This is a genomic window from Streptomyces sp. NPDC093544 (assembly GCF_040683495.1).
GTDB lineage: Bacteria > Actinomycetota > Actinomycetes > Streptomycetales > Streptomycetaceae > Streptomyces.
This window is the reverse complement of sequence record NZ_JBFBEA010000048.1, coordinates 15,540-40,994: the sequence shown is the minus strand read 5'-3', so window position 1 is coordinate 40,994 and position 25,455 is coordinate 15,540. Positions and strand designations below refer to the sequence as shown.

The window sequence follows — 25,455 nt, the reverse complement described above, 5'->3', positions numbered from 1 at the left end:
GGCACCGGGGATCGCCGCGACCGGCCCACCCGGCCAACGTAAGATGACGACAGGACCTAGTCCTGCGGGCGCTTCAGGCGCGCCACGAACTTGTACCGGTCCCCCCGGTACACCGACCGCACCCACTCCACCGGCTCGCCCTGTCTGTCGAGCGAGTGGCGGGAGAGCATCAGCATGGGCAGGCCGACGTCGGTGCCGAGCAGGCCGGCCTCGCGCGGGGTGGCCAGCGAGGTCTCGATGGTCTCCTCGGCCTCGGCGAGGTGGACGTCGTACACCTCGGCGAGCGCGGTGTAGAGCGAGGTGTACTTGACGAGCGACCTGCGCAGGGCGGGGAACCTCTTCGCCGACAGGTGGGTCGTTTCGATCGCCATCGGCTCGCCGCTCGCCAGGCGCAGTCGCTCGATGCGCAGGATCCGGCCGCCGGCGGTGATGTCCAGCAGGCCGGCGAGGGTCTCGTCGGCGGTGATGTAGCCGATGTCCAGGAGCTGCGAGGTGGGTTCGAGGCCCTGGGCGCGCATGTCCTCGGTGTACGAGGTGAGTTGGAGCGCCTGGGAGACCTTCGGCTTGGCGACGAACGTACCCTTGCCCTGGATGCGTTCGAGGCGGCCCTCGACGACCAGCTCCTGGAGGGCCTGGCGGACGGTCGTGCGGGAGGTGTCGAACTCCGCGGCCAGCGTGCGCTCGGGCGGTACCGGGGTGCCCGGCGGGAGCGTCTCCGTCATGTCGAGCAGGTGTTTCTTCAGGCGGTAGTACTTGGGCACACGCGCGGTACGGATGGGGGCCCCACCCTCGTTCTCCGCACTGCTGACGTCGGTGCTCATGTCCTGCCTTCCCGGCTCCGGTGCCGAAGCGACCGACATAACCGATCGGCCACGGCTCACATCGTGGCACGGCTTGCCGTGCGAGTATCCCCCCGCACGCTCCGTGATCCCCCCTTATACCGTCGGCGTTCATGGTTGGTCTAGTCCATCGGGCGCGGACCAGCCGTGTGCGCGCGTGAACGCGCCTGCCTGTTATGCCTCTTACCTACTTAAAGGTCCCTGCGTATGTCGGTCCCATAACGTCCGTCTGGACGGGCTTACACACCCTTGACACCCCTTCTAGGTCTAGGCCAAGCTCCCCGTACTGGTCTACACCATTGGTCCAGGTCCCAGCCCCACGGTCATTACTCGGCGTGTGTCACGCGGTGGGCAGGGGGGATTGTGGCATCCCTGAGGAGGATGGCGTGAAGCGCAAGCTGATAGCCGCGATCGGTATCGCGGGAATGATGGTCTCCATCGCAGCGTGTGGGGGCGACGACGGGGACAGCGGCGACAAGGCCGGTGCGGACGGCTTCAAGGGCGAGACCCTGACCGTCTGGGCCATGGACGGCTCGACGCCTCCCAACTGGACCAAGGACCTGACGGCGGCCTTCGAGAAGCAGACCGGCGCCACGCTGAAGTTCGAGACGCAGCAGTGGAACGGCATCCAGCAGAAGATCACCACGGCGCTCTCCGAGGAGAACCCGCCGGACGTCATCGAGGTCGGCAACACCCAGACCCCCGCCTACGCGGCCACCGGCGGTCTCGCCGACCTGAGTGACCTCAAGTCGGAGATCGGCACCGACTGGACCGAGACCATCAACGCGTCCTCCGTCTTCGACGGAAAGCAGTACGCGGCCCCGTGGTACGTCGTCAACCGCGTCGTCGTCTACAACAAGAAGATCTGGGCCGACGCCGGCATCACGGACACCCCGAAGACCCGCGACGAGTTCTTCGCGGACCTCAAGGCGATCGACAGCAAGACCGACGCCGAGCCGCTCTACCTGCCGGGTCAGAACTGGTACTTCTTCGACGGCCTCACCATCGGCCAGGGTGCCGACCTGGTGAAGAAGGACGGCGACAAGTACGTCTCCAACCTCGCGGACCCGAAGGTCACCGCGGCGATGGACATCTACAAGGAGTACCAGTCCTTCTCCAAGGCCCCCAAGGACAAGGACGAGGCGACACCGCAGCAGGCCGAGGTCTTCGCCAAGGGTGACGTCGGTGCCTTCATCGGCATGGGCTGGGAGGCCGGCACGGCCATCGCCGCCAACAAGGACATCGAGAAGGACATCGGCTACTTCACCATCCCGGGTGAGACAGCCGCCAAGCCCGAGGGCGTCTTCCTCGGTGGCTCCAACCTCGCGGTGGCCGCGGGCAGCAAGAAGCAGGACCTCGCCAAGGAGTTCCTGAAGCTGGCCATGTCCGACAAGTTCGAGGGCGCGCTCTCCAAGGAGAACGGCGTCACCCCGAACAAGGAGTCGCTCCTGCCCAACCTCTCGGCCAACCCGGCCGCCGTGGCAGGCGCCCCGGCCGCGGCCGGCGGTGGCACCACGCCGCTGATCCCCGAGTGGGCCGCGGTGGAGAACGACCCGAACCCGATCAAGGCCTACATGACCGCCGTGCTGAACGGCAAGACGCCGGCCGAGGCGGCCAAGCAGGTCGAGGACGAGATCAACAAGCGTCTCTCGCAGACGAGCTGATCGCCCGCGCGCGGGGCGCCCTCCCCACGGGGGCGCCCCGGCGCCGTGGTGCATGACCAGTAGGGCCACAGAGAGATGGCGAGCATGTCAGTGCAGACCGAACGCGCGGACTCAGTCCCGGCGGCCGGGACAGGTAAATCCGACGTATCCCCACCGGGTGAGGGACAGAACCCGACGCGGAAGCGAGGCGGCGCGTCCGCCCCCTATCTGCTCCTGCTGCCCGCGTTGGCGGCCACCGCAGTGCTCCTGGGCTGGCCGTTGGTGAAGAACGGCATGCTGTCGTTCCAGAACCTCAACCCGCGGCAGTTGATCCTCCACCTCACCGAGTGGAACGGGATCGACAACTACCAAGAGGTCCTGTCCGGCTCCGAGTTCTGGAACGTCGCCGCGCGGACGGTCGTCTTCACCGCCGCCAACGTCGTCCTGATCATGGTGTTCGGTACCCTCGCCGGCCTGCTCCTGGCCCGGCTCGGCAAGCGCATGAGACTGACGCTGCTGCTCGGTCTGGTCCTTGCCTGGGCGATGCCCATGCTCGCGGCCACCACCGTCTACCAGTGGCTGTTCGCCCAGCGCTTCGGGGTCGTCAACTGGTTCCTGGACAAGCTCGGTTGGCACTCCATGGCCGACTACAACTGGTTCGGCACCCAGTTCTCCACCTTCTCCGTGGTCACCCTGCTGATCGTCTGGCAGTCCATACCCTTCGTGGCGATCAACCTCTACGCCGCGACGACCACGATCTCCAAAGAGCTGTACGAGGCCGCCTCGCTGGACGGTGCCGGTGCCTGGAAGTCCTTCACCTCGGTGACCTTCCCCTTCCTGCGGCCTTTCCTGTGGGCCACGACCTTCCTCGAGGTCATCTGGGTCTTCAAGTCGTTCACCCAGATCTTCGCGCTGAACAAGGGCGGCCCCGACCGGCTCACCGAGACCCTGCCGATCTACGCCTTCGTCGAGGGCGTCGGCAACCAGCACTACGGCATGGGGGCGGCGATCTCGTTCCTCACCATCCTGACGCTGCTGGCCCTGACCGCGTTCTACCTCCGGACCGTCATCAAGCAGGAGGACGACGAGCTGTGAAGCGCTCCCTGATCGGCCGCCTGTGGCCCAACGCGACGGCGATCGTCCTCTTCGTGATCTTCGCGTTCCCTGTTTACTGGATGTTCGCCACGGCCTTCAAGCCGACCGGCGACATCATCTCCGAGACCCCCGTCTTCTTCCCGACCGACGCGACCCTCGATCACTTCAAGACGGCCATGGACGCGGACCACTTCTGGACGCTGGTCGGCAACTCCCTGACGGTCACGGTGTGTTCGGTGCTGATGTCGCTCGTCATCGCACTGCTCGCGTCGTTCGCGCTCGCGCGCATGCGGTTCAAGGGGAGGCGCGGCTTCATCCTCACGTTCATGGTCGCGCAGATGGCCCCCTGGGAGGTCATGGTCATCGCGGTCTACATGCTCGTGCGCGACGCCGACCTGCTGAACAGCCTGGTCCCGCTGACCTTCTTCTACATGATCATGGTGCTGCCCTTCACCGTCCTGACGCTGCGCGGCTACGTCGCCGCCGTGCCGAAGGAACTGGAGGAGTCGGCCATGGTCGACGGCTGCACCCGTACCCAGGCCTTCATCAAGGTGATCTTCCCGCTGCTCGCGCCCGGCCTGATGGCCACCTCGCTCTTCGGGTTCATCACCGCCTGGAACGAGTTCCCCATGGTCCTCATCCTGAACAAGGACATCGAGGCCCAGACCCTCCCGCTGTGGCTGAGCAGCTTCAGGACGGTCTTCGGGGACGACTGGGGGGCCACGATGGCGGCGTCCTCGCTCTTCGCCGTACCCATCCTGATCCTCTTCGTCTTCCTTCAGCGAAAGGCCGTCAGCGGCCTCACCGCAGGCGCTGTGAAGGGATAACGCCACCTGATGACGACACTCGCCAGTGGTACGGACACGCTCACGCGCGACGCGCTGACTGTCCTCCAGCCCGGCTTCACCGGGACCACGGCCCCCGACTGGCTGCTCCGGCATCTGGGAGAGGGCCTGGCCTCGGTCGGCCTGTTCAGCCGCAACATCACCACGCCCGACCAAGTCGCCGCCCTGACCGCTCAGTTGCGTGCCGAACGCGACGACGTGCTCGTCGCGATCGACGAGGAGAGCGGCGACGTCACCCGCCTGGAGGTCCACACCGGTTCCTCCTTCCCGGGCAACCACGCCCTGGGTGCGGTCGACGACGTCTCACTGACGCGTGATGTCGCCTTCGAACTCGGCCGCCGCCTGGCCGCGTGCGGGGTGAACCTCAACTGGGCCCCGTCCGCGGACGTGAACTCGAACCCGGGCAACCCCGTGATCGGCGTACGTTCCTTCGGCGCCGACACCGACCTGGTGGCCCGGCACACGGCCGCCTACGTCACCGGGCTCCAGGCGGCGGGCGTCGCTGCCTGCACCAAGCACTTCCCGGGGCACGGCGACACGGCGGTCGACTCGCACCACGCGCTGCCGCGCATCGACGCCGACCTGTCGGTGCTCGACGCCCGCGAACTCGCCCCGTTCCGGGCCGCGATCGCCGCCGGCACGCGTGCGGTGATGAGCGCGCACATCCTGGTGCCGGCCCTGGACCCGGACCGCCCGGCCACGCTCTCCCCGCGCATCCTCCAAGGCCTGCTCCGCGAGGAACTCGGCTACGACGGCCTCATTGTCACCGACGGCATGGAGATGCAGGCCATCGCCGCCACCTACGGCATCGAACGCGGCAGTGTGCTCGCCATCGCCGCCGGCGCCGACGCGATCTGCGTGGGCGGGGGGCTGTCGGACGACGACACCGTACGTCTCCTCCGCGACGCCCTCGTCTCGGCGGTGCGTAGCGGTGAACTCCCCGAGGAACGCCTCGCGGACGCGGCGGCACGGGTGCGGGCACTCTCCCGGTGGACGGCCTCCGCGGCTGCTGCCGGATCGAGGACGGCCAGTGGCCAGGACGGGCTTGCCGAGGTCGGACTCGTCGCAGCGCGCCGGGCACTCACCGTGACGCGCGCCGAGGCGTACGTCCCGGTCACCGAGGCGCCGTACATCGTCGCCCTCACCCCCGTCTCGAACATCGCCGTCGGCGACAAGACCCCCTGGGGTGTGACGGCGGAACTCAGCCGTCTGCTCCCGGGCACGGAGACCGGCAGCTTCGTCGGCGAGGACGCCGGCCCGGTGGCGCTCTCCGCCGCGGGCAACCGTCGCATCGTCGCCGTCGTCCGTGACGAACACCGTCACCCCTGGATGGCGGCGGCCCTCGACACCCTCCTCGCCGTCCGCCCCGACACGATCGTGGTCGAAATGGGCGTACCTCAGGCCCCGCCGAGGGGTGCCCTCCACATCGCCACGCACGGCGCCGCAAGCGTGTGCGGCCGGGCGGCGGCGGAGGTCATAGCGGGGGTGTAGCTGGGATGTAGCGGGGCGTAGCAGCTCCGCGGCTCCGCATAGACAGAAGGTGCCTGGTCGCCCACGGGGGGCGACCAGGCACCTTCGTGCATCTGGGTCCGTGTATCTGAGTCCTTGTGTCCGCGTCCGCGTCGTCCGTGCGTCCCCGTCCCCGTCCGTGGGCCCGCGTCCCTGTCCGTGCGTCCGCGTTCGTGCGACTGCGGCCGGATCCCCTAAATACCCTGCCAGTCCGGCTTGTTGATGAAGGTGTGCCGGAAGTAGTCCGCGAGCTTCAGCTTGGAGGCCGCCGCCTCGTCCACGACAACGGTGGCGTGCGGGTGGAGCTGGAGTGCCGAGGCCGGGCACACCGCGGCGACCGGCCCCTCCACGGTCGCCGCGACCGCGTCGGCCTTGCCCTCGCCCGTCGCGAGCAGCACCAGGTGCCGCGCCTCCAGAATCGTGCCGATCCCCTGCGTGATGACGTGGTGCGGCACCTGCTCGATGTCGCCCTCGAAGAACCGCGCGTTGTCGACACGGGTCTGCTCGGTCAGCGTCTTGATCCGGGTCCGCGAGGCGAGCGAGGAGCAGGGCTCGTTGAACCCGATGTGCCCGTCCGTACCGATCCCGAGCAGCTGGAGATCGACTCCGCCCGCCGAGGCCAGCGCCGCGTCGTACGCCTCACACGCGGCCCGCACGTCCTCGGCGGTACCGTCCGGCCCCAGGAACGCGTCCAGGCCAAGCCCGAGCGGCTCAAGCACCTCCCGCCGCAACACCGACCGGTACGACTCGGGATGGTCGGCCGACAGCCCCACGTACTCGTCCAGCTGCGCGATCCGCGCCCGCGAGGCGTCCACGGCACCGGCGTTCACCTTCGCCGCCAGCGCTTCATATATGGGCAGCGGAGTCGAGCCGGTGGCCACGCCGAGCAGGGCGTCGGGCTTGTGCCGGAGCAGCTCCGACATGGCCTCGGCGATCAGCTCGCCGCCCGCCTTGGCGTCCGGGACGATGACAACTTCCACGCTGGGCCTGCCGATCTGGAGAGGGGACTCGACTGGAATCCAATGGAATCCAAAGGGGGACACGTGTGGTATAGACCAATCTAGCAGAGCCTCACCATCTCATCGTGTCGAACGCCCCCCGTTCCCGCACCCCACCTCGCCCCGCCCGACCGTCGAGCCGGAGGAACCCGGGCCGGTCTAGGTCAGCGAACCCCCCGTCGCGTCCACCCAGCTGCCCGTCACCCAACGCCCCGCGTCCGAGGCCAGGAACGCCACCACATCCGCCACGTCCGCCGGTGTCCCCACCCTGCCCAGCGCCGAGTAGGCCGCGGCCTGGGCCCATGACTCGTCGCTCGCGTGCAGGAACTCGGCGTTGACGTCGGTGTCGATGATGCCCGGCGCCACCGAGTTCACGGTGATACCCCGGGAGCCGAGGACCTTGGACAGATCGCGGGTGAAGACGTCCAGAGCGCCCTTCGTCATCGCGTACGCCATCTTGTCCGGCATCGCCGCGGTCCGCGCGAGCCCCGAGGAGATGTTGATGACCCGCCCACCGTCCCGCAGCCGGCCGAGGCCGTGCTTGACGATGAAGTGGGGCGCCTTCACGTTCACCGCGAAGACCTTGTCGTACTCCTGCTCGTCTATCTCGCCGAGCGCTCTCGACGTGCCGATCCCGGCGTTGTTCACCAGGATGTCCAGACCGTCCGCGTGCCGGTCGAAGGCCTCCCAGAGGGCCTCCGCGTCGCCCGGCCGGCCCAGCTCCACTCCGAGCGCGAAGGCCGATCCGCCCGCCGCCTCGATCACGGCGACCGTCTGTTTCGCCGCCGTCTCATTGCTGCCGTAGTGCACGGCCACCTGTGCGCCGTCCCTCCCCAGCCGCTCGGCGATGCCCCGCCCGATGCCCCTGCTGCCGCCCGTGACGAGTGCTGTCCTGCCTGCGAGCACGCCCATGTCGGCGCCCCCTTCGCATTTCGCTAGTGGTCGTTACAGAAAAAACCGTACAACAGCCCACCGACATTTCTCTAGCACCCGCTATAAAATCCATCCCATGGTGAGCAGGCAGGTGAGCAGGCGGCAGGCCGAGCCGGATGACCGGGTGGACGGCGGTGCGGAGGCCGAGGCGCCGGTCAAGGTGGCGGCCGAGGTGTCGGTCAAGGCGCAGGCCAAGACGCCGGTCAAGCAACGCGGCCGTCCCCGTTCCTTCGACCGTGAGACCGCGCTGGAGAAGGCGGTCCTCGCCTTCTGGGAGCACGGGTACGAGGCGACCTCCGTCGCCGACCTGACGCGCGTCATGGGCATCGGAGCCCCGAGCCTGTACGCCGCGTTCGGCGACAAGCGGTCGCTCTTCGACGAGGTCGTTCGCGCGTACGGCACGAAGTACGGCTCGTTCGGCGAGCGTGCCCTCGCCGAGGAGCCCACGGCCCGAGCCGCCGTGGAACGGATGCTGCGTGAGGCCGCGGCCGAGTACACCGATCCGGACCACCCGCACGGCTGCCTGGTCATCCACGCGGCCACCAACTGCACGTCGCCGGAGGTCGAGGAATCCCTGCGCGAGCGGCGCAACGCCAACATCGCTGTCTTCGAGAGTCGTATACAGGCGGGGATCGCCGCAGGTGAACTGCCTTCGAGTACCGACGCCGCGGCCCTCGCCCGGCACACCGGGGCGATGATCCAGGGGATGTCCCAGCAGGCCCGCGACGGAGCCACCAAGGAGGAGCTGCAAGCCCTGGCCGAACTCGCGATGGCGATCTGGCCCCGCTCATGAATCCTGGCGGGCTAGTCTGCGTGGTGGATGCTGGCGAATGTCGGACAAGCGGATGTTGGATAAAGAGACAACAACAAACATCCGTCCGCGCATGGACACAGGCACCATGGACGCAGGAGCATGGTCTAGTCCACAATGCATGGGTAAGGCATTAAGAGCTTCAACTGAACAAGCCTCCGTCTTCCCCGCACAGGAAGACGGACCGAGGAACCGGTGCTCTCTGCCCTGACTGCTCCGGCTCCTCTCTTCGGCCGATCGGGACCGCACACCCCGTGGCCGTTGTTGCTCCGGGCTGCGGTGCCGGGAGGGCTGAGGGTCCCTCTCAGGCGCCGCGGCCCGCGGGTGTCTCCGGGTCCCGCCGGCAGTCCTGCGACCCGGCTGATTTCGAGGCCTGTCGTATACGCCGGGTACGCTCGCACCTGTGCCCTCCATGAACGACCTCGTACGCCAGCACACCGCTCTCGGTGACTCCGACCTCGAGTGGCTGCATCTGCTGGTCTCGGAGTGGCAGTTGCTCTCCGACCTCTCCTTCGCCGACCTCGTCCTGTGGGTCCCCACGCGCGACGGCACCCGCTATGTCTCCGTGGCTCAGATGCGGCCCAACACCGGCCCCACCTCGTACCAGGACGACATGGTCGGCCACCTCGTCCCGCGCGGCCGCCGTCCCATGCTCGACATCGCACTCGACGAGGGCCGGATCGTGCGCGAGGGTGACCCGGAGTGGCGGGAAGAGGTTCCCGTAAGGGTCGAGTCCATTCCCGTACGGCGGGAAGGGCGCGTCCTCGGCGTCATCGCCCGCAACACCAACCTCCTCACCGTGCGCACCCCGAGCCGGCTGGAACTGACGTACCTCCAGAGCGCCTCCGACCTTGCCCAGATGATCGCGGCGGGCTCCTTCCCGTTCCCGAACCAGCAGGTCGACATGGATGCCTCGCCGCGCGTCGGTGACGGGCTGATCAGGCTAGACGCGGACGGCATCGTCCAGTACGCCTCGCCGAACGCGCTGTCCGCGTACCACCGCCTGGGCCTGGCCTCCGACCTGGTGGGCCACAACCTCGGCGTGACGAGCGCGGAACTCGCCCCGTCCCGCGGCCCGGTGGACGAGGCGCTGGTCAAGGTCGCCAGTGGCTGGGCGCCCCGCGAGTTCGAGATCGAGAGCGCGGAGGGCGTGATCCAGCTGCGTGCGATCCCTCTCAAACCCAAGGGGACGCGCGTCGGTTCCCTGGTGCTGCTGCGTGATGTCACCGAACTACGGCGCCGCGAGCGCGAGTTGATCACCAAGGACGCGACCATCCGGGAGATCCATCACCGGGTGAAGAACAACCTCCAGACGGTGGCGGCGCTTCTGCGGCTGCAGGCCAGGCGGATCGAGTCGGACCGGGGCCGGGAGGCTCTGGAGGAGGCCGTACGCCGGGTCGGATCGATCGCCATCGTGCACGAGACGCTGTCCCAGAACCTGGACGAGCGGGTGGAGTTCGACGAGATCGCCGACCGGGTGCTCGCCATGGTCGCCGAGATCTCGCCCGGCAAGGTCACCGGCCGGCGCACCGGCCGTTTCGGGATTCTGGACGCCGAGGTCGCGACCCCGCTCTCCATGGTTCTCACCGAAATCCTGCAGAACGCCCTGGAGCACGGCTTCCGCGAGGGTGACCGCGGCACGGTCGAGGTCTCGGCGGTCCGTGGCGGCAGCACCAAGGACGCCCGGCTCCTGGTCACCGTCCAGGACGACGGCGTCGGTCTCCCCGAGGGCTTCGACCCGCACCGCTCGGGAAACCTCGGTCTCCAGATCGTACGAACGCTGGTGGAGGGCGAGTTGGGCGGAACCTTCGACATGGTGGCGGCACCGGAGCGTGGGACCCAGGTGATCCTGGACATCCCGGTGACGGCGCACAAGTAACGGGCGACGACAGCACAACTGACCAACACCTGCACGCAATCCACGCAGGCGCAAAGAGCGGCAACGGTAACGGCGCATGACAGTGGCCCCGGACCTTTTGGTCCGGGGCCACTGTCAACGCTTTACGCTGCTATGCGCATTGGGGGTACTGCGCGCTGCGGCTCGGGGGCGGGAGATGCGTACTCGCTGTACGCGCCGCCAAGCTCAGGCTCGTGCGGGGTGGTGCGTCAGGCGGATGCCTGACGGGCTCGGTTGCGGGCGGCGCGGCGCTTCATCGCGCGACGCTCGTCCTCGCTGAGGCCACCCCAGACGCCGGAGTCCTGGCCGGACTCAAGCGCCCACTGCAGGCACTGCTCCATGACGGGGCAGCGGCGGCAGACGGCCTTGGCTTCCTCGATCTGCAGCAGCGCAGGACCGGTGTTGCCGATGGGGAAGAAGAGCTCGGGGTCTTCCTCGCGGCAAACGGCGTTGTGACGCCAGTCCATGGCTGCTACCTCTCCTTGGTATTACATGCACGTTGCTTGTGAATGTGAACGCTTTCACGAATCCCTCAACAAGTGAAGGGCCGACTGTCAGATGACCTGACGTGGTCCTGGTTTTTGAGGAGGGGTTCTGGCTCTACGTGGGGCCGATGTTGCGGGCCGTCCCGATCGCCACGTAGAGACTCGCAAACCTCAGCGGCGGATACAACCCCTTCTGGAAAGTTTTTTTTGATTCCTCGGTGTCGGCTAGGTCACAGCCGTACTTCCATGGGGTGGACCCTGGTCTAAACGTTCGAGTGAAAGGACTTTGGGCTCTTCCACTCACACAATCACACGCAGTGCACGGCGTACGCCTGTGAACGTCACGCTCGTACGCAGTCCGAGGTGGTCGCCGTCCATCTGGAGGGGGAGCGGCACCTTCGAATGCAAGGTGAAGTCCGTCAGATCATGCAGGGACACCGCGTGCTTGCCGTGGGGTCCGCGCTCGGGGGACGAAGTGAGCAACTGGGTGGCATACCGGGCAACCGCGGCGGTCGACATGCGGCTGAGGCCGAGTACGTCGAGCCCGGTATCGAACGAGGCCTTAGGTGAGGCGTACACCGGACGATTGCCGAGAAACGTCCACGGCGCGGTGTTGCAGATTATGGACAGGACCAGATCGGTGACCGGGTCCTGGCCGGGGCGCTCCAGGGTGATGGTTCCGTGCCTGCGGTGAGGTTCGTCCAAAAACTGCCGTAGTACTTGGCGCAAATACAGCGCGTGCGTGGAGCGCTTGCCGCGCTCGCGCTGTTGCTCGACCCGGCCGATCACGCCCGCGTCGAAGCCGAGGCCCGCGCAGAAGGTGAACCAGCGGGACGGCACCGACTCGTCCTCGGTACCAGGGGTGCCGGCGGCGAGGCCCAGGCCGATCGTGCGCTCGCGCTCCTCGCGCAGTGCGTCCAGCAGGGCGCCGGTGGCCTCCACCGGGTCGTTGGGCAGGCCGAGGGCGCGGGCGAAGACGTTCGTCGAGCCGCCGGGGACCACCGCGAGGCGGGGCAGGCGATCGGGATCGGGGCCGTGGTGCAGCAGGCCGTTCACGACCTCGTTGACCGTTCCGTCGCCGCCGAGGGCGACGACCAGGTCTATGTCCTCGCTGTCCGCGGCCTGCCGGCCGAGGTCTCTGGCGTGCCCGCGGTACTCGGTGGTGACCGCTTCCAGCTTCATCTCGCTCGCGAGTGCGTGGATCAAGACGTCACGCGTACGCGCACTTGTGGTGGTTGCCGCCGGATTGACCACGAGAAGTGCACGCATGCGATGCAGCGTACCCAGTCGGTGGTACTCGGCCCATGCCGAGTAGGGATCAAGTAAGAGTCCGGGCCGTGAGCCTGGCCACGTCGGGCGGTGGGTCGAAGCGGCGGGTGAAGGGCCCCAGGGCCCGTGTGATGTGGCCCCGGGGCAGCCGGCCGGCCGAGGCCGCGGGCTACTCTTCAGGAGTGAGCCGTGAGCAGAATCCCAGCCCCGAAGCCCCCACCGAAGAGCCCCGCCCCGGGCGGCTGACCGCCGCTGCGGCGCTGACCGCGCTGGAGGGGCTCGCCTTGGCCGCGGGGGGTGTCTACCTGCTCGCACTGGGCCTCATGGGCCACCCGGACGACCGGCAGCAGGCGGTCACCGGGGGCGTGACGCTGTTGGTGCTCGCCCTGCTGCCGCTGCTGGCCGCGCGCGGACTGCTGCGTCGCCGCAGCTGGAGCCGGGGCCCTGGGGTGATCACCCAGATCATGGCGCTGCCCGTCGCCTACAACCTGCTCCAGGCCGACAGCGTGGCGATCCCCGCAGGCATCGCCCTGGCCGTCGTCGCGATCGCGGCCCTGGTGCTGCTGGTGAACCCGGCGACGACCCGGGCGCTGGGAATCCAAGGCCCGGGCGGCGTCCGAGAGAAGTAGCGGATCCCCAGGACCCAGGACTCCGCCGTGGCGCGGCGGAGCGCAGTCCTACTCCTCGACGAGCAGCTTCTCGCGGAGCTGGGCCAAGGTCCGGGCCAGCAGCCGGGAGACGTGCATCTGGGAGATGCCGACTTCCTGGGCGATCTGGGACTGCGTCATGTTGCCGAAGAAGCGCAGGAGCAGGATTCGCTTCTCGCGGGGCGGCAGGTCTTCCAGGAGCGGCTTGAGGGACTCGCGGTACTCGACGCCCTCCAGAGCCTCGTCCTCGGAGCCCAGGGTGTCCGCGACGGCCGGGGACTCGTCGTCGGTGTCGGGAACGTCCAGGGACAGCGTGGAGTACGCGTTGGCGGACTCCAGGCCCTCCAGGACCTCCTCCTCCGAGATGGCGAGCTTCTCGGCCAGCTCGTGGACCGTGGGGGACCTGCCGTGCTGCTGCGACAGCTCGGCCGTGGCCGTGGTGAGCGCCAGGCGCAGTTCCTGAAGGCGGCGCGGGACACGCACCGCCCAGCCCTTGTCACGGAAGTGCCGCTTGATCTCACCGACCACCGTCGGCGTCGCGTACGTCGAGAACTCGACGCCGCGCTCCGGGTCGAAGCGGTCCACCGACTTGATCAGGCCGATGGTGGCGACCTGCGTGAGGTCGTCCAGCGGCTCACCGCGGTTACGGAAGCGGCGCGCGAGGTGCTCGACGAGCGGCAGGTGCATGCGGACCAGCTGGTTGCGCAGCTCCGCGTACTCGGCGCTGCCGTCCTTCAGCTTGCGCAGCTCGATGAACATCGTCCGTGCCCCGCTGCGGTCCCGGGGGTCGTGCCGGATGTGCTGGGCACTCGGCCCGTGCTGCGCGCCCTGCACGCTCTGCGCCTCCGGCTTGTCGTGCCGCTCGTGCTCGCTCATAGTCCCGCCCGTCACCATTCCCCGAGCTCCCGGCTCTGCTCGAGCAGGGGAGGCGCCCAGCAGCCCTTCTGCGGACGTGCTCGGCGCGGCATCCTCCGGATCCCGTCGCCCGTCGCCCTGGCCGGAGAGCTTCTCCCGTTCGTCCTCGTCGACCGGCGCGGTCTGTGCGGACGCCGCGCCGTCCTCCGGGTGTGGCCGGGCCTGCTCGGGGATGCCGTCGGCGCCGTCCGCCGTGCGCCGCGGCCCGCCCAAAAGCTCGGCGGGAAGCTCCCGTGTGCCGCGCTCTTCCTCCCGCACCGGCCCGTCCCCGTTCCTCACGCCGGCCCGGGTCCCGCGCCGCGCTGTTTGTAGAGGCTGATCGTCACGGTCTTGTCCTCGGCGACGGTGGATTCGACCTTGCCCGCGAGGGCGGAGAGGACGGTCCAGGCGAAGGTGTCACGCGCGGGGGCGTGACCGTCTGTAGTCGGGGCCGAGACCGTGACCTCCAGTGAGTCGTCGATGAGCCGGAAGACACAGCTGAGCACCGAACCGGGGACGGCCTGTTGCAACAGGATCGCGCAGGCCTCGTCCACCGCGATGCGCAGGTCCTCGATCTCGTCGAGGGTGAAGTCCAAACGGGCCGCGAGTCCGGCCGTGGCCGTACGCAGCACCGACAGGTAGGCGCCCGCGGCGGGCAGCCGGACTTCCACGAAGTCCTTGGTCGCGGGCTCGCCTGCGATCTGGGACACCCTCACCTCCATGGTGGTACAAGCTCTTTCAGGGGCCGAGGGTCGCCCCCCGGGGTAACGCGCTAGGTGGTTCAGCGGTGACGCTACCGCGCTCCCAAGTTTCCTGTCCCGGGGACCCCGCCCCTTGCTGTCACTCATAGTAAGCATATGAGTACGGACAGTGGCTAGGGGTCTGCGGCCCCAATTAGGAAGAGAACGCGCCGGGTTGACGTACCCAGGCGTCAGACGGTCGAACCGTCCGGATCGCGGGTCACACGCGCATGTGATCCGCGACCCCTGTCAGTATGCCGTCGACGCGGCAGTCGACGGGTCATACGAGTACGTGGTCGACGAAGCACCAACGCCAGTTCTCACCGGGTTCGAAGGTACGCATGATCGGGTGCCCGGTGACCTTGAAGTGCTCCGTCGCATGCCGCAGCGGAGAGGAGTCGCAGCAGCCGACGTGCCCGCACGAGAGACAGAGGCGAAGCTGCACGAAGTGCGTGCCGGCGGCAAGGCACTCCAGGCAGGTCTCGCTCAGGGGCTCGGGCTCGGGGTGCGGCAGCGCGTCGGCGTGCGTGCACTGTTTCATGATTGCCAGGTTACGTCGGGTGTGCGGGAAGTCGCGCGAAAACAGAGGGCGGGCGGAAGACGATGCACATTTTGCCACTGCTGTTGCTGGTCGCGGGGAGCGCGGCATGTGCGGCGGCCGCACGCCGCACCCCGGTGCCGGCACCGCTGCTGCTTGTCACCGTGGGCCTGATGATCTCGTACGTCCCCGGTGTGCCGGACTACGAACTCGACCCCGAGGTCGTGCTCCCGCTGCTGCTGCCCCCGCTGCTGTATACGGCGGCCAGCGACAGCTCGTACCTCGATCTGCGGGCGCAACTGCGACCCGTCGCCCTGTTGTCGGTCGGCTACGTCCTCTTCGCGACCCTGGTCGTCGGCTGGGTCGCCTATCTCCTCGTGCCGAGCCTGCCGCTGACCGCGGCACTGGTCCTGGGGGCGGTGGTGGCGCCGCCGGACGCGGTCGCGGCCACGGCGGTGGCGCGCCGGGTGGGGCTGCCCTCGAGGATCACCACGATCCTGCAGGGCGAGTCCCTGGTGAACGACGCGACCGCGATCACCGCCTACAAGGTGGCGATCGCCGCGGCGGTCGGCGAGGGCGCGACCTGGGCGGGCGGCATCGGCGAGTTCCTGCTCGCGGCGGTCGGCGGAGTCGCGATCGGACTGCTGATGATGGTGCCGCTCCACTGGCTGCGCACCCACCTCAGGGAGGCACTTCTCCAGAACACCCTCTCCTTGTTGATCCCTTTCGTCGCGTACGGGGTCGCCGAGCAGGTGAACGCCTCCGGGGTGCTCGCCGTGGTCGTCGTCGCCCTCTATCTCGGACACCGCTCCTGGGAGGTCGATTTCGCGACCCGGCTCCAGGAGGAGGCGGTGTGGAAGATGGTCGCCTTCGTCCTGGAGTCGGCGGTGTTCGCGCTGATCGGGCTGCAACTGCCGGTCGTCCTGGACGGGCTTGGGGACTACCAGGGCCTCGACGCCGCCTGGTATGCGGTGGCCCTCTTCCTCGTCGTGGTCGCGACCCGGTTCGTGTGGGTGTATCCGGCGACCTTCCTGCCGCGCATTTTCTCGGCACGCATCCGGGAGCGGGAGGAGAACCCCACCTGGAAGGGGCCCTTCGTCATCGGCTGGGCCGGGATGAGGGGTGTCGTCTCGCTCGCCATCGCCTTCTCGATCCCGCTCACCATGCACGACGGTGAGGACTTTCCGGACCGCAACCTCATCCTCTTCCTGACCTTCACGACGGTGATCGGGACCCTGGTCGTGCAGGGGCTGACGCTGCCCCCGCTGATCCGCCTCCTGAAGCTGCCGGGACGCGACACGCAGACCGAGACGCTCGCCGAGGCCAACGCCCAGGCGCAGGCTTCCCGGTCCGCCGAGAAACGCCTTGAGGTGCTCCTAGAAGACGAGCGCAACGCCCTGCCGCCACCACTCGCCGACCGCCTCCGTGCGGTCCTGGAGCGCCGCCGCAACGCCGTCTGGGAACGCCTCGGCGCGGTGAACCCGGTGACCGGCGAAACCGCCGACGACACCTACCGCCGGCTGTCCCGCGAGATGATCGGCGCCGAGCGCGAGGTCTTCGTACGGCTGCGCGACCTCCGCTTCATCGACGACGAGATGCTGCGGACGCTGCTGCGCAGGCTGGACCTGGAGGAAGCGGCGGCGTACCGGGAGGTGACGTGAGAGGTCTCTTCTGCTGCGTGGCACCCGCTCTGCTCGACTGAACGACACCCGCTTTAGGAGAGCGGTGCTCCCGTGATGACGGCCGCCACCGTCGTCCCGCGCGGGAACGCGCCCTCCTCGGCAAGAGCGACAAGTCCGTACAGCATCTTGGCGACATAGAGACGTTCGACGGGCAGGCCGTGGCGTTGCTCGAAGTCCTCGGCGAAGGTGTCGAGCTCCGGGGTGGTGCGGGCGTAGCCGCCGAAGTGGAAGCGTTCGTCGAGGGACCAGGCACCGCGGCGGGCGCCGAAGGCGGTGACTTGGAGGGCCTGTATCTCGGCGCTCAGGAAGTCGCCCTTGAGGACGGGTATGCCGAGAGCGCGCTGGTCGGGGGCGAGTCCGGCGGCCAGGCCGGCAAGAGTGCCGCCGGTGCCGCAGGGCAGGGCGACGACATCGGCGTGGCCGCGCAGCTCCTCGCCGAGCGCCTGGCAGCCGCGTACGGCAAGGGAGTTGCTGCCGCCCTCGGGCACGACGTACGCGTCCTCGGCGCCCAGCGCGCTCAGGATCCCGGCGAGTGTCTCCGGCTCGGTCTTGTGGCGGTACGTCGATCTGTCGACGAAGTGCAGCCGCATGCCGTCGGCCGCACACCGGGCGAGTGAGGGGTTGAGGGGGCGCCCGGACAGCTCCTGGCCGCGGACCACACCGATGGTGGGCAGGGCGAGGAGGCGGCCCGCGGCGGCCGTGGCCCGCAGATGGTTCGAGTAGGCCCCACCGAAGGTGACCACCGCACGGCCCGCCGCCACCTCCAGGTTCGGGGCCAGTTTGCGCCACTTGTTGCCGACCAGCTCCGGGTGGATCAGATCGTCCCGCTTGAGCACCAGCCGCACGGCATGGCGGTCGAAGCGCTCGTCCACGACGTCCTGCGACGGCGACGGAAGCCGGGGACGCAGGACATCGAGGTCGAGCGCCGGCGCTTCGGGGGTGCGGGGGACGTCGGGGGCGGTGGGGATCGTGGGGGTGGTCGGGATGTCCGGGCAGGTCACTCCGCCATTGTCGGACATGCGTCCAGGCCGGGCTTCCGGAGGGCGGGTGGTGTGCGGGCCGGGCGGGGGCAGCCGTACCGAGCCGCGCGCTCACGACGGGCTTCGGGGATCCCACTGCCCTGCCCGGCGCCGCGGTCACTTCAGCCGGTCGCGCACCCGCTCCCTCATGGAGTCCATGGTGAAGCCGCGCGGGTCGATCTTGCCCGGCTGCCATTCCAGGTGGCCGATCACCGAGCGCTCCGTCCAGCCGTGGTGGCGGCAGATCGCGGCGGAGACCTTTTCGACGGTGGCCAACTGGGCTTCGGGCCAGGGGTCCTCGCCGTTGCCGAGGTTCTCGCATTCGAAGCCGTAGAAGTGGCGGTTGCCGTCGGTGTTCGCCTCGTTGTCCGGCGGGAGTCTCTTCTCCGCGATCACGGCACGAAGCACCTCGTCGTCACCCAGGCCCGCGTGGTTGACCCGGCCGTAGCCGACGAGGTGGAGGACGCCGTCCTTGGTGATGACGCCGTGGCACAGCGGCCCGGGCAGCTCCGCGTAGCCGTCGCGACAGAGGTCGACGGTGCGCTCGCTGCCCGAGGTCACCGTGTGATGGATCATCACGCCGTACACCGGACCCCACGGGCCCTTGTGATTGCGGTTGTGTCGCTCCCAGTCGCCGACCTCGACGACGGTGACGCCCGCCGCCCTGAGCCGGTCCAGGAAACCACTCGCGGACATGGGTGGGGCCATGACCGCCTCCTTCGCGCTGCACGCCGACCACCTGTCGCGGCCGTCTCCTGCCACCGCTTTGTACTCGGAACCCGGTGGCCGGGCCCAGTCGTTCGCACAGCGTGCGAGCCGATTCGGTCAGTGGCGTGCGGTGACGTCCGGCGGTGGGCCGTGGCGCGAAGGGAAGCCTGGGATCAGGCGTGCAGGAAGCTGTCCCCGTGCGTCGCGATGTGGTTCTCCACTGCCTGCAGGGCCTGCTGCGTCGTCTGCGGAGAGCCGCTGCCGCGCCGCTCCGCCAGGTACGCGGCGCCCAGTTTCTTCAGCAGGTCGCCGCCCGCGCGCTGCGCCTGCACGTCGTCGATCTTCTGCTTGCCCTGGGTGAGCCCTCGCTGCGCTTGTTCTTTGGCGCGGTCCAGAAAGCCTGCCATGCCGTCTCCCGTCCTCGTGCGTCGAAGCATCAGCCGAAGCGTCGATCGAAGCATCGGTCACAGCGTCAAACGCTTGACCAGATCTTGAAGTTCCCGACCGCAACAACCGCGCACTGTTCGACGGAGTGACGAAAACCGGCCACTGTGCCCACTCCACAGTGATCCATTCCCCCTCATTCGTGTAATAGCACCGGCACGCTCCGTGATGGAAGGCTTGCTCTCGCAGATCAGTGCACAACGGGAGGGCAATTTTCATGTCGGTAGGCGAAGAGGTCCGCGCGGGTCAGGGCAAGCCGCAGCAGAGTCTCGGCACATCAGCCGCGCGGAACCTGGCCACCACCACCAAGTCCGCACCCCAGATGCAGGAGATCAGCTCACGCTGGCTGCTGCGGATGCTTCCTTGGGTGAACGTGCAGGGTGGCACGTACCGCGTGAACCGGCGGCTCAGCTACTCCGTGGGCGACGGCCGCGTGACATTCGTGAAGACCGGTGACCGCGTCCAGGTCATCCCCGCGGAGCTCGGCGAGCTGTCCGTGCTGCGGTCGTACGAGGATCAGGAGGTGCTCGGCGAGCTCGCTCAGCGTTGCCAGCAGCGGGAGTTCGCACCGGGGGAGGTGCTCGTCTCGTTCGGCAGCCCGTCCGACGAGGTGTTCCTGCTCGCGCACGGCAAGGTGGAGAAGACCGGCACGGGTCCCTACGGGGACGACGCGGTCCTCGGCGTCCTCGCCGACGGCGCGTACTTCGGGGAGCAGGCGCTCATCGACCCGGACGCCATCTGGGAGTACACGGCCCGCGCGGTCACCGCGTGCACAGTGCTCACGCTGCCCCGCAACGACCTCGAACAGGTCGCGGAACGCGCCGAGTCCCTGCGTGACCACCTCCAGTCGCTGCGCGCGATTCCGGAGCAGCGCGCCAACAAGTACGGAGAGAGGGAGATCGACCTCGCGGCCGGCCACACCGGAGAGCCGGACATCCCCGGCACCTTCGTGGACTACGAGGGGGCGCCGCGCGAGTACGAACTGAGCATCGCCCAGACCGTGCTGCGCCTGCACTCGCGCGTGGCCGATCTCTACAACCAGCCGATGAACCAGACGGAGCAGCAACTCCGGCTCACCGTGGAGGCGTTGAAGGAACGCCAGGAGCACGAGCTCGTCAACAACCGGGACTTCGGGCTGCTCAACAACTGCGAGTACGAGCAGCGGCTACAGCCGCACGACGGCGTGCCCGGCCCCGACGACCTCGACGAACTGCTCAGCCGCAGGCGCGGCACCAAGCTGCTCCTCGCCCACCCGCGCGCGATCTCCGCGATCGGCCGCGAGCTCAACAAGCGCGGACTCGTCCCCGAGACCATCGACATCGCAGGCAACCGCATTCCCACCTGGCGCGGCGTGCCGATCTACCCGTGCAACAAGATCCCGGTCAGCGACGCCCGTACGACCTCGATCATCGCTCTGCGTACCGGCGAGGCCGAACAGGGTGTCATCGGGCTCCAGCAGGCGGGTATCCCGGACGAGATCGAGCCGAGCCTGTCGGTGCGCTTCATGGGTATCAACGAGCAGGCGATCATCTCCTACCTGGTGACGGCGTACTACTCGGCCGCGGTGCTCGTGCCCGACGCCCTGGGCATCCTGGAGAACGTCGAGATCGGCCGCTGGCGTTGACGACCCCTACGCCGGGCGTTGTGTCCGCGCCCGGCCGGCCGGGTAGACCCGGAAGACCGACGGCGCAGCAGCGTCCGGCCGAGAGTCTCGAAAGGCGGAGCCCCATCGGGAGGCCCATGGAGGAGCAGGTGCGGCCGAGTCCGCGGCGGGGATCCCCCCGTTCGGGCGAGGTCGAGAGTGGGGGAGGGCAGGAAGCTGCGGTGATCCTGGAGCATGCCCGGGCGTCCGTCGACCCCGAGCTGCGCAGGGCCATCGATTCACTGCCCGGCTCGATACGCCGGATCGCGCTCTACCACTTCGGCTGGGAGCACGCGGACGGTACGCCCGCGGCGGGCAATGCGGGCAAGGCGATCCGGCCCGCGCTCGTGCTCGCCGCGGTCCGGGCGCTCGGCGGACAGCACGCGAGCGCCGTACGGGCGGCCGCCGCGGTGGAGTTGATCCACAACTTCACGCTGCTGCACGACGACGTGATGGACCGGGACACCACCCGCAGGCACCGCCCCACCGCGTGGACCGTGTTCGGCGACGCCGACGCGATCCTCGCGGGGGACGCCCTGCAGGCGCTGGCTCAGCGGCTGCTCGCCGAGGACCCGCATCCGGCGTCCTCGGCGGCCGCCGCCCGGCTCGCGTCCTGTGTCGTCGAGTTGTGCGAGGGGCAGCACGCGGACACCGCTATGGAGAAGCGCGGCCCCGAAGAGGTCACCCTCGAGGAGTGCCTCGCCATGGCGGAGGCCAAGACGGGTGCGTTGCTCGGCTGCGCCTGTGCGCTGGGTGCGCTGTACGCGGGGGCGGGGGATGAGGACGTCGAGGCGCTGGACGCGTTCGGCCGGGAGGCCGGGCTCGCCTTTCAGCTGATCGACGACGTGATCGGGATCTGGGGGGATCCGAGCCGCACCGGCAAAGCCGCCGGGGCGGACCTCATCGCCCGTAAGAAGTCGCTGCCCGTGGTGGCCGCGCTCGCCTCCGGTACGGCGGCGTCGGCCGAGCTCGCCTCGCTGTACGGGGTTCCTTATGTGGAAGGGGAGTTGGAGCGTACGGTGCTGGCGGTCGAGCGGGCGGGGGGTCGGGACTGGGCGCAGGTCCAGGCGGCGGACCGGATGTCCCGGGCGATGCATGAGCTGGCTCGGGCGGTGCCTGATCCGGAGGCGGCGGGTGGGCTTCTCGCGCTGGCGGAGTTTGTGACGCGGCGCAGTAACTGACGTCGTCGACGGGGTGGTTGGAGGTGCCGGTGCCGCCGGTGCCGCCGGTGTCCCCAGAATCACCGGAGTTCCCGGTTCCGTGCGGCACCTGACCTCCGTACGGTTCCGGGCTCCGGTTGGGCCCCGCACATCCCCACGGTGTGCGGGGCCTGTTTTTTCGCCCCCTCCGCCCCTTCCCGTCCCGTTCCTGGGGGCTGCCGCCCCCAGACCCCCGCATCGGCCTGAACGGCCTCGTCCTCAAACGCCGGACGGGCTGAAAGATCTCCAGCGCCGGACGGGCTAAAAATCTCTCGCCTCCGGCACGATCGTCGTCACGATTCGTTCCACCAGGCCGTCCGGGACGGTGACTTCCGGTAGTACGCCGTCCAGGACGCCGGGGAGTGTCAGGTGTTCCAGGAGCAGGCCGAGCATGGCGAGATAGAGGACTGTGACGGTCTCGTCGCTGCCGGGGAGGCCGGCGTTGCGGTGGAACGCCATGCCCTCTTCGAGGTCGCCCCGTATCGACTTGGTGTACGAGGCGCGTAGGGCCGGGCGGCGGGTGGCCTCCAGGCGCATTTCGAAGAGGGCGAGATAGCCGGTGCGGTCGCGGGTGGCGCGGGCCACTAGGTCGCGCATGAAGTTCAGGACCAGTGAGCGGTCCTTCGGGGCCTTCAGTAGCTCGGCGAGCACGGACGGGTCGGGGGCCAGCCGCTGGTGGAGGTGGGCGTCGACCTGGCTCAGCAGGTCGTCGCGGTCGGTGAAGTAGTTCGACGAGGTACCCACCGGCACGTCGGCCGCCGCGTCCACCGCGCGAAACGTCAGTCCGCGCGCCCCCTCGCGTGCCAGTACCTCGACGGCCGCGTCGACGAGAGCCGCCCTGCGCTCCGGGTTCCTTGCCATCGGTGCTTCCTCCGGACATCTCAGAGATCTCTTGGACAACTCAGAGATCTCTTGGTGCTGCTGAATCAATCCCTTGCAACCACTACAGGTGAAGTACTATAACTGAAGTGGTTCGAGGGCGGCCGTCGGAGTCGCCACGAACGTCGCCCACGAAAAGAGACCCGCTTGCGCAAGCTCACGTACTTCATCGCCTGTTCGATCGACGGCTTCATCGGAGCCCCGGACGGTGACGCGCAGTTCTTCGTGCCGTTCGTCGACGAGGAGTTCTTCGAGGACTTCCTGAAAGCGGAGTACCCGGAGACCCTGCCGACCCACGGCCGTCAGCCGCTCGGCATCGACGACCTGGAGAACCGGAGGTTCGACACGATCATCCAGGGCCGCGCCAGCTACGACGTGGCACTGGAGGCCGGCGTGACCAGCCCGTACGCGCACCTGCGGGAGTACGTCGCCTCGCGCACCCTCAAGGAGTCGCCCGACCCGCATGTCGAGATCATCGCGGACGACGTCGTCGGAAAGGTTCGCGAACTCAAGGCGGAGGACGGCGAGTTCGGTATCTATCTGTGCGGTGGCTCGCGGCTCGCGGGCGCGCTGGTCGACGAGGTGGACGAGTTGGTCATCAAGACGTACCCGGTGGTGCTGGGCTCCGGTATGCCGATGTTCGGCTCCGGGTTCGACGTGGCCGAGTACGCCCTCGACCAGGTGCGCGTGTTCAAGAACGGGGTGCTGGTGAGGACGTACAGCAGGAAGCGCTGAACGTCCTTCCGCAATACCCTGAAGGTATGGGCACCGATGAGTATGTTTGTTCCGCTTGCGGGCAGCCGGTCGCCACGGTTGTGAAGAGGCACAAGACCCTGGGCGCGTGGGTTCCCGTGTGGGTACCCGGACCTTGCCGGGACCCCGATTGCAAGGCGTATGCCGACGCAGTCGAGGAGGATCCCCGGGCCGCCGTCCGGCCTGCGGATCCCGTCACGAAAAAAACCTGATCGAGTCCGCGTGGCCGTGTAGAGAAACGTGGGTCGGCTCCGACGTCTCCTGCGAGAGCCGCCCGACACGGGCGGTCAGAACCGAGGAAACTGAAGGAGCGGACTCATGAAGTACCTGGTGATGGTGCAGGGATCGCAGGCCGACTACGAGGCCATGCAGGGCAAGCCCTCCCCCGGGTCCCCCGTCTGGAGCGAGCAGGAGCTGCAGGCCATGTTCGCCCACATGGGCGCGATCAACAACGACCTCTCCGAGTCCGGGGAGTTGCTCGACGCGCAGGGCCTGGCCGAGTACGACCGGACCCGGCTGGTCACGGCCGACAAGGACGGCAAGCCCGTCATCACCGACGGGCCGTACGGCGAGACCAAGGAGCTGATGGCCGGCTTCTGGATCCTGGAGTGCGAGAGCCTGGAGCGGGTCACCGAGATCGCCGCGCGCGTCGCCCAGTGTCCCGCTCCCGAGGGAGCCACTGAGTACCCGGTGGTCATCCGGCCGATCATGGACGGCTCAGGGGACGTCTGAGCCGTATGGGGCAGTTGAGTCGTACGAGTGAGGTCGAGGACCTGCTGCGCAGCCACGCGCCGCAGGTCCTCGGCGCGCTTGTACGCCGGTACGGGCATTTCGACGCCGCCGAGGACGCCGTACAGGAGGCGCTGCTCGCGGCGGCCGGTCAGTGGGGCCCGGGCGGTGTGCCCGACAATCCGCGTGGCTGGCTGATCAAGGTCGCCTCGCGGCGGCTGACGGACGCCCTGCGCAGTGAGGAGGCGCGGCGGCTGCGGGAGGAGAAGGCGGCGGCACTCACGCCCCGGGACGAGTTCCTGGCGCCGCCGCCCGGAGCGGCCCGGGCGCCGAGCGAGGACGACACGCTCTCCCTCCTCTTCCTCTGCTGCCACCCGGAGCTGACCCCGCCCGGCCAGATCGCGCTCACCCTGCGCGCCGTCGGCGGTCTGACGACGGCGGAGATCGCCCGGGCCTATCTCGTGCCCGAGGCGACGATGGCCCAGCGGATCAGCCGGGCGAAGCAGCGGGTACGGGGGACGGGATTCGGGCGCCCGGACAACTGGGAGGAACGCCTGCCCGCCGTTCTCCACACGCTGTATCTGATCTTCAACGAGGGCTATACGGCGACCTCCGGAGCGGCCCTCCAACGCGCCGAACTCGCGGGCGAGGCCGTGCGGTTGACCCGCACGGTCCGCCGGCTCCTGCCCGAGGACCGCGAGGTGGCGGGGCTGCTGGCGCTGATGCTGCTGACCGACGCCCGGCGCGCCGCGCGCACCGGCCCGCACGGCGAACTGGTCCCGCTCGACGAGCAGGACCGCGGTCTGTGGGACAAGGCGGCGGTGGAGGAGGGCGTGGCGCTGGTGACGGAGGCGTTGTCGTGGTCACGGGGGAGGGCGGGGCCGTATCAGCTGCGGGCGGCCATCGCCGCCGTTCACGACGAGGCGCCGTCGGCGGACGCCACGGACTGGCGCGAGATCCTCGGCCTGTACGACATCCTGGTTCGCCAGGTCCCCGGGCCCGCCGAGCGTCTCAATCGTGTGGTGGCCGTGGCCATGGTGCACGGGCCCCGGGCGGGACTTGCCGAACTGGAGCCGCTGGAGGCGGAGTCGGCGCCCGGGCATCGGCTCGACGCGGTCCGTGCCCATCTGCTGGAGCGCGCGGGGGACGCGGCGGGGGCTCGTGCCGCCTACGAGTCGGCGGCCGGGAAGACCCTCAGCCTCCCCGAGCAGCGCTATCTTCAGGCGCGGGCCGCCCGGCTGAGGCCGTAGCGTTCGG

26 protein-coding genes are annotated in these 25,455 nt (G+C 68.9%); 14 read left to right on the top strand and 12 right to left on the bottom strand.

The features are described from left to right. Window positions 1-56: 56 nt before the first annotated feature. Window positions 57-821, bottom strand: coding sequence for a GntR family transcriptional regulator (locus AB0N66_RS40560; protein WP_365445343.1), 765 nt, complete (start codon window positions 819-821; stop codon window positions 57-59). A gap of 404 nt (window positions 822-1,225) precedes the next feature. Here AB0N66_RS40560 and AB0N66_RS40555 point away from each other — a divergent pair, with 404 nt between their 5' ends. The 4 genes from AB0N66_RS40555 to AB0N66_RS40540 all read left to right on the top strand — a co-directional run bounded on the left by AB0N66_RS40555 (window position 1,226) and on the right by AB0N66_RS40540 (window position 5,913). Beyond that, window positions 1,226-2,503, top strand: a complete 1,278-nt coding sequence (locus AB0N66_RS40555) for an extracellular solute-binding protein (RefSeq protein ID WP_365445340.1) — start codon at window positions 1,226-1,228, stop codon at window positions 2,501-2,503. Window positions 2,504-2,587: 84 nt separating this feature from the next. Next, entirely contained in the window at window positions 2,588-3,577 is a 990-nt protein-coding gene (locus AB0N66_RS40550; protein WP_365445337.1) for a sugar ABC transporter permease, read from the top strand. Next, window positions 3,574-4,404 carry a carbohydrate ABC transporter permease gene (locus tag AB0N66_RS40545; RefSeq protein ID WP_365445334.1) on the top strand — a complete coding sequence of 277 codons (831 nt, stop codon included), beginning with the start codon at window positions 3,574-3,576 and terminating at the stop codon, window positions 4,402-4,404. The genes AB0N66_RS40550 and AB0N66_RS40545 overlap by 4 nt, the downstream gene beginning before the upstream one ends. Window positions 4,405-4,413: 9 nt before the next feature. Then, complete coding sequence (locus tag AB0N66_RS40540; RefSeq protein ID WP_365445331.1) at window positions 4,414-5,913, top strand: glycoside hydrolase family 3 protein; 1,500 nt, start codon at window positions 4,414-4,416, stop codon at window positions 5,911-5,913. Between the two features lie 212 nt (window positions 5,914-6,125). Here the strand turns inward: AB0N66_RS40540 and nagB are convergent, their stop codons facing one another. Beyond that, complete coding sequence (gene nagB / locus AB0N66_RS40535; RefSeq protein ID WP_365445328.1) at window positions 6,126-6,911, bottom strand: glucosamine-6-phosphate deaminase; 786 nt, start codon at window positions 6,909-6,911, stop codon at window positions 6,126-6,128. 177 nt (window positions 6,912-7,088) lie between these two features. Beyond that, entirely contained in the window at window positions 7,089-7,841 is a 753-nt protein-coding gene (locus tag AB0N66_RS40530; RefSeq protein WP_365445325.1) for an SDR family oxidoreductase, read from the bottom strand. A 97-nt stretch (window positions 7,842-7,938) separates the two neighbouring features. On the opposite strand from AB0N66_RS40530, the gene AB0N66_RS40525 reads away from it, so the two are divergent. Then, window positions 7,939-8,655 (top strand): TetR/AcrR family transcriptional regulator, encoded by a 717-nt coding sequence (locus AB0N66_RS40525; protein ID WP_365445322.1) that lies wholly within the window; start codon window positions 7,939-7,941, stop codon window positions 8,653-8,655. A gap of 430 nt (window positions 8,656-9,085) precedes the next feature. Continuing rightward, window positions 9,086-10,552 (top strand): PAS domain-containing sensor histidine kinase, encoded by a 1,467-nt coding sequence (locus AB0N66_RS40520; RefSeq protein WP_365445352.1) that lies wholly within the window; start codon window positions 9,086-9,088, stop codon window positions 10,550-10,552. 227 nt (window positions 10,553-10,779) lie between these two features. Here the strand turns inward: AB0N66_RS40520 and AB0N66_RS40515 are convergent, their stop codons facing one another. Beyond that, entirely contained in the window at window positions 10,780-11,037 is a 258-nt protein-coding gene (locus AB0N66_RS40515; protein WP_016639615.1) for a WhiB family transcriptional regulator, read from the bottom strand. A 318-nt stretch (window positions 11,038-11,355) separates the two neighbouring features. Further along, on the bottom strand, window positions 11,356-12,324 hold the full coding sequence (locus AB0N66_RS40510; protein ID WP_365445319.1) for a diacylglycerol kinase family protein: 969 nt from the start codon (window positions 12,322-12,324) through the stop codon (window positions 11,356-11,358). A gap of 182 nt (window positions 12,325-12,506) precedes the next feature. Between AB0N66_RS40510 and AB0N66_RS40505 the strand changes: the two genes are divergently transcribed. Then, entirely contained in the window at window positions 12,507-12,953 is a 447-nt protein-coding gene (locus AB0N66_RS40505) for a hypothetical protein (protein WP_365445316.1), read from the top strand. A 48-nt stretch (window positions 12,954-13,001) separates the two neighbouring features. Here the strand turns inward: AB0N66_RS40505 and AB0N66_RS40500 are convergent, their stop codons facing one another. The 3 genes from AB0N66_RS40500 to AB0N66_RS40490 form a co-directional block, all read right to left on the bottom strand. Then, the gene (locus AB0N66_RS40500; RefSeq protein ID WP_365445313.1) at window positions 13,002-14,165 is read right to left on the bottom strand and encodes an RNA polymerase sigma factor SigF; all 1,164 of its coding nucleotides are present in this window, start codon (window positions 14,163-14,165) and stop codon (window positions 13,002-13,004) included. Continuing rightward, window positions 14,162-14,575: an anti-sigma regulatory factor gene (locus AB0N66_RS40495; protein WP_266454474.1), complete on the bottom strand. Its 414-nt coding sequence runs from the start codon at window positions 14,573-14,575 to the stop codon at window positions 14,162-14,164. The genes AB0N66_RS40500 and AB0N66_RS40495 overlap by 4 nt, the downstream gene beginning before the upstream one ends. 310 nt (window positions 14,576-14,885) lie before the next feature. Further along, window positions 14,886-15,146, bottom strand: a complete 261-nt coding sequence (locus tag AB0N66_RS40490; protein ID WP_365445310.1) for a UBP-type zinc finger domain-containing protein — start codon at window positions 15,144-15,146, stop codon at window positions 14,886-14,888. A gap of 62 nt (window positions 15,147-15,208) precedes the next feature. Between AB0N66_RS40490 and AB0N66_RS40485 the strand changes: the two genes are divergently transcribed. After that, window positions 15,209-16,804: a Na+/H+ antiporter gene (locus AB0N66_RS40485; RefSeq protein WP_365445307.1), complete on the top strand. Its 1,596-nt coding sequence runs from the start codon at window positions 15,209-15,211 to the stop codon at window positions 16,802-16,804. 53 nt (window positions 16,805-16,857) lie between these two features. Here AB0N66_RS40485 and AB0N66_RS40480 read toward each other — a convergent pair whose 3' ends face one another. The 3 genes from AB0N66_RS40480 to AB0N66_RS40470 all read right to left on the bottom strand — a co-directional run bounded on the left by AB0N66_RS40480 (window position 16,858) and on the right by AB0N66_RS40470 (window position 18,959). After that, on the bottom strand, window positions 16,858-17,844 hold the full coding sequence (locus tag AB0N66_RS40480; RefSeq protein ID WP_365445304.1) for a pyridoxal-phosphate dependent enzyme: 987 nt from the start codon (window positions 17,842-17,844) through the stop codon (window positions 16,858-16,860). Window positions 17,845-17,961: 117 nt separating this feature from the next. Further along, window positions 17,962-18,552: an N-acetylmuramoyl-L-alanine amidase gene (locus AB0N66_RS40475; RefSeq protein ID WP_365445301.1), complete on the bottom strand. Its 591-nt coding sequence runs from the start codon at window positions 18,550-18,552 to the stop codon at window positions 17,962-17,964. A gap of 173 nt (window positions 18,553-18,725) precedes the next feature. Next, on the bottom strand, window positions 18,726-18,959 hold the full coding sequence (locus AB0N66_RS40470; RefSeq protein ID WP_365445298.1) for a hypothetical protein: 234 nt from the start codon (window positions 18,957-18,959) through the stop codon (window positions 18,726-18,728). Window positions 18,960-19,213: 254 nt separating this feature from the next. On the opposite strand from AB0N66_RS40470, the gene AB0N66_RS40465 reads away from it, so the two are divergent. Next, window positions 19,214-20,620 (top strand): family 2B encapsulin nanocompartment shell protein, encoded by a 1,407-nt coding sequence (locus tag AB0N66_RS40465; protein WP_365445295.1) that lies wholly within the window; start codon window positions 19,214-19,216, stop codon window positions 20,618-20,620. Between the two features lie 116 nt (window positions 20,621-20,736). Beyond that, a complete protein-coding gene (locus AB0N66_RS40460) occupies window positions 20,737-21,819 on the top strand; it encodes a family 2 encapsulin nanocompartment cargo protein polyprenyl transferase (RefSeq protein ID WP_365445292.1) in 1,083 nt (360 codons plus the stop codon). A gap of 279 nt (window positions 21,820-22,098) precedes the next feature. On the opposite strand, the gene AB0N66_RS40455 is transcribed toward AB0N66_RS40460, so the two are convergent. Next, entirely contained in the window at window positions 22,099-22,698 is a 600-nt protein-coding gene (locus AB0N66_RS40455; RefSeq protein WP_365445289.1) for a TetR family transcriptional regulator, read from the bottom strand. A gap of 165 nt (window positions 22,699-22,863) precedes the next feature. On the opposite strand from AB0N66_RS40455, the gene AB0N66_RS40450 reads away from it, so the two are divergent. The 4 genes from AB0N66_RS40450 to AB0N66_RS40435 all read left to right on the top strand — a co-directional run bounded on the left by AB0N66_RS40450 (window position 22,864) and on the right by AB0N66_RS40435 (window position 25,448). Continuing rightward, window positions 22,864-23,451, top strand: coding sequence for a dihydrofolate reductase family protein (locus AB0N66_RS40450; RefSeq protein ID WP_365445286.1), 588 nt, complete (start codon window positions 22,864-22,866; stop codon window positions 23,449-23,451). A gap of 26 nt (window positions 23,452-23,477) precedes the next feature. Next, entirely contained in the window at window positions 23,478-23,681 is a 204-nt protein-coding gene (locus tag AB0N66_RS40445) for a hypothetical protein (RefSeq protein ID WP_365445283.1), read from the top strand. Window positions 23,682-23,787: 106 nt separating this feature from the next. After that, window positions 23,788-24,201, top strand: coding sequence for a YciI family protein (locus AB0N66_RS40440; RefSeq protein WP_365445280.1), 414 nt, complete (start codon window positions 23,788-23,790; stop codon window positions 24,199-24,201). A 5-nt stretch (window positions 24,202-24,206) separates the two neighbouring features. Beyond that, the gene (locus AB0N66_RS40435; RefSeq protein ID WP_365445277.1) at window positions 24,207-25,448 is read left to right on the top strand and encodes a sigma-70 family RNA polymerase sigma factor; all 1,242 of its coding nucleotides are present in this window, start codon (window positions 24,207-24,209) and stop codon (window positions 25,446-25,448) included. The last annotated feature ends 7 nt before the right edge of the window (window positions 25,449-25,455 follow it).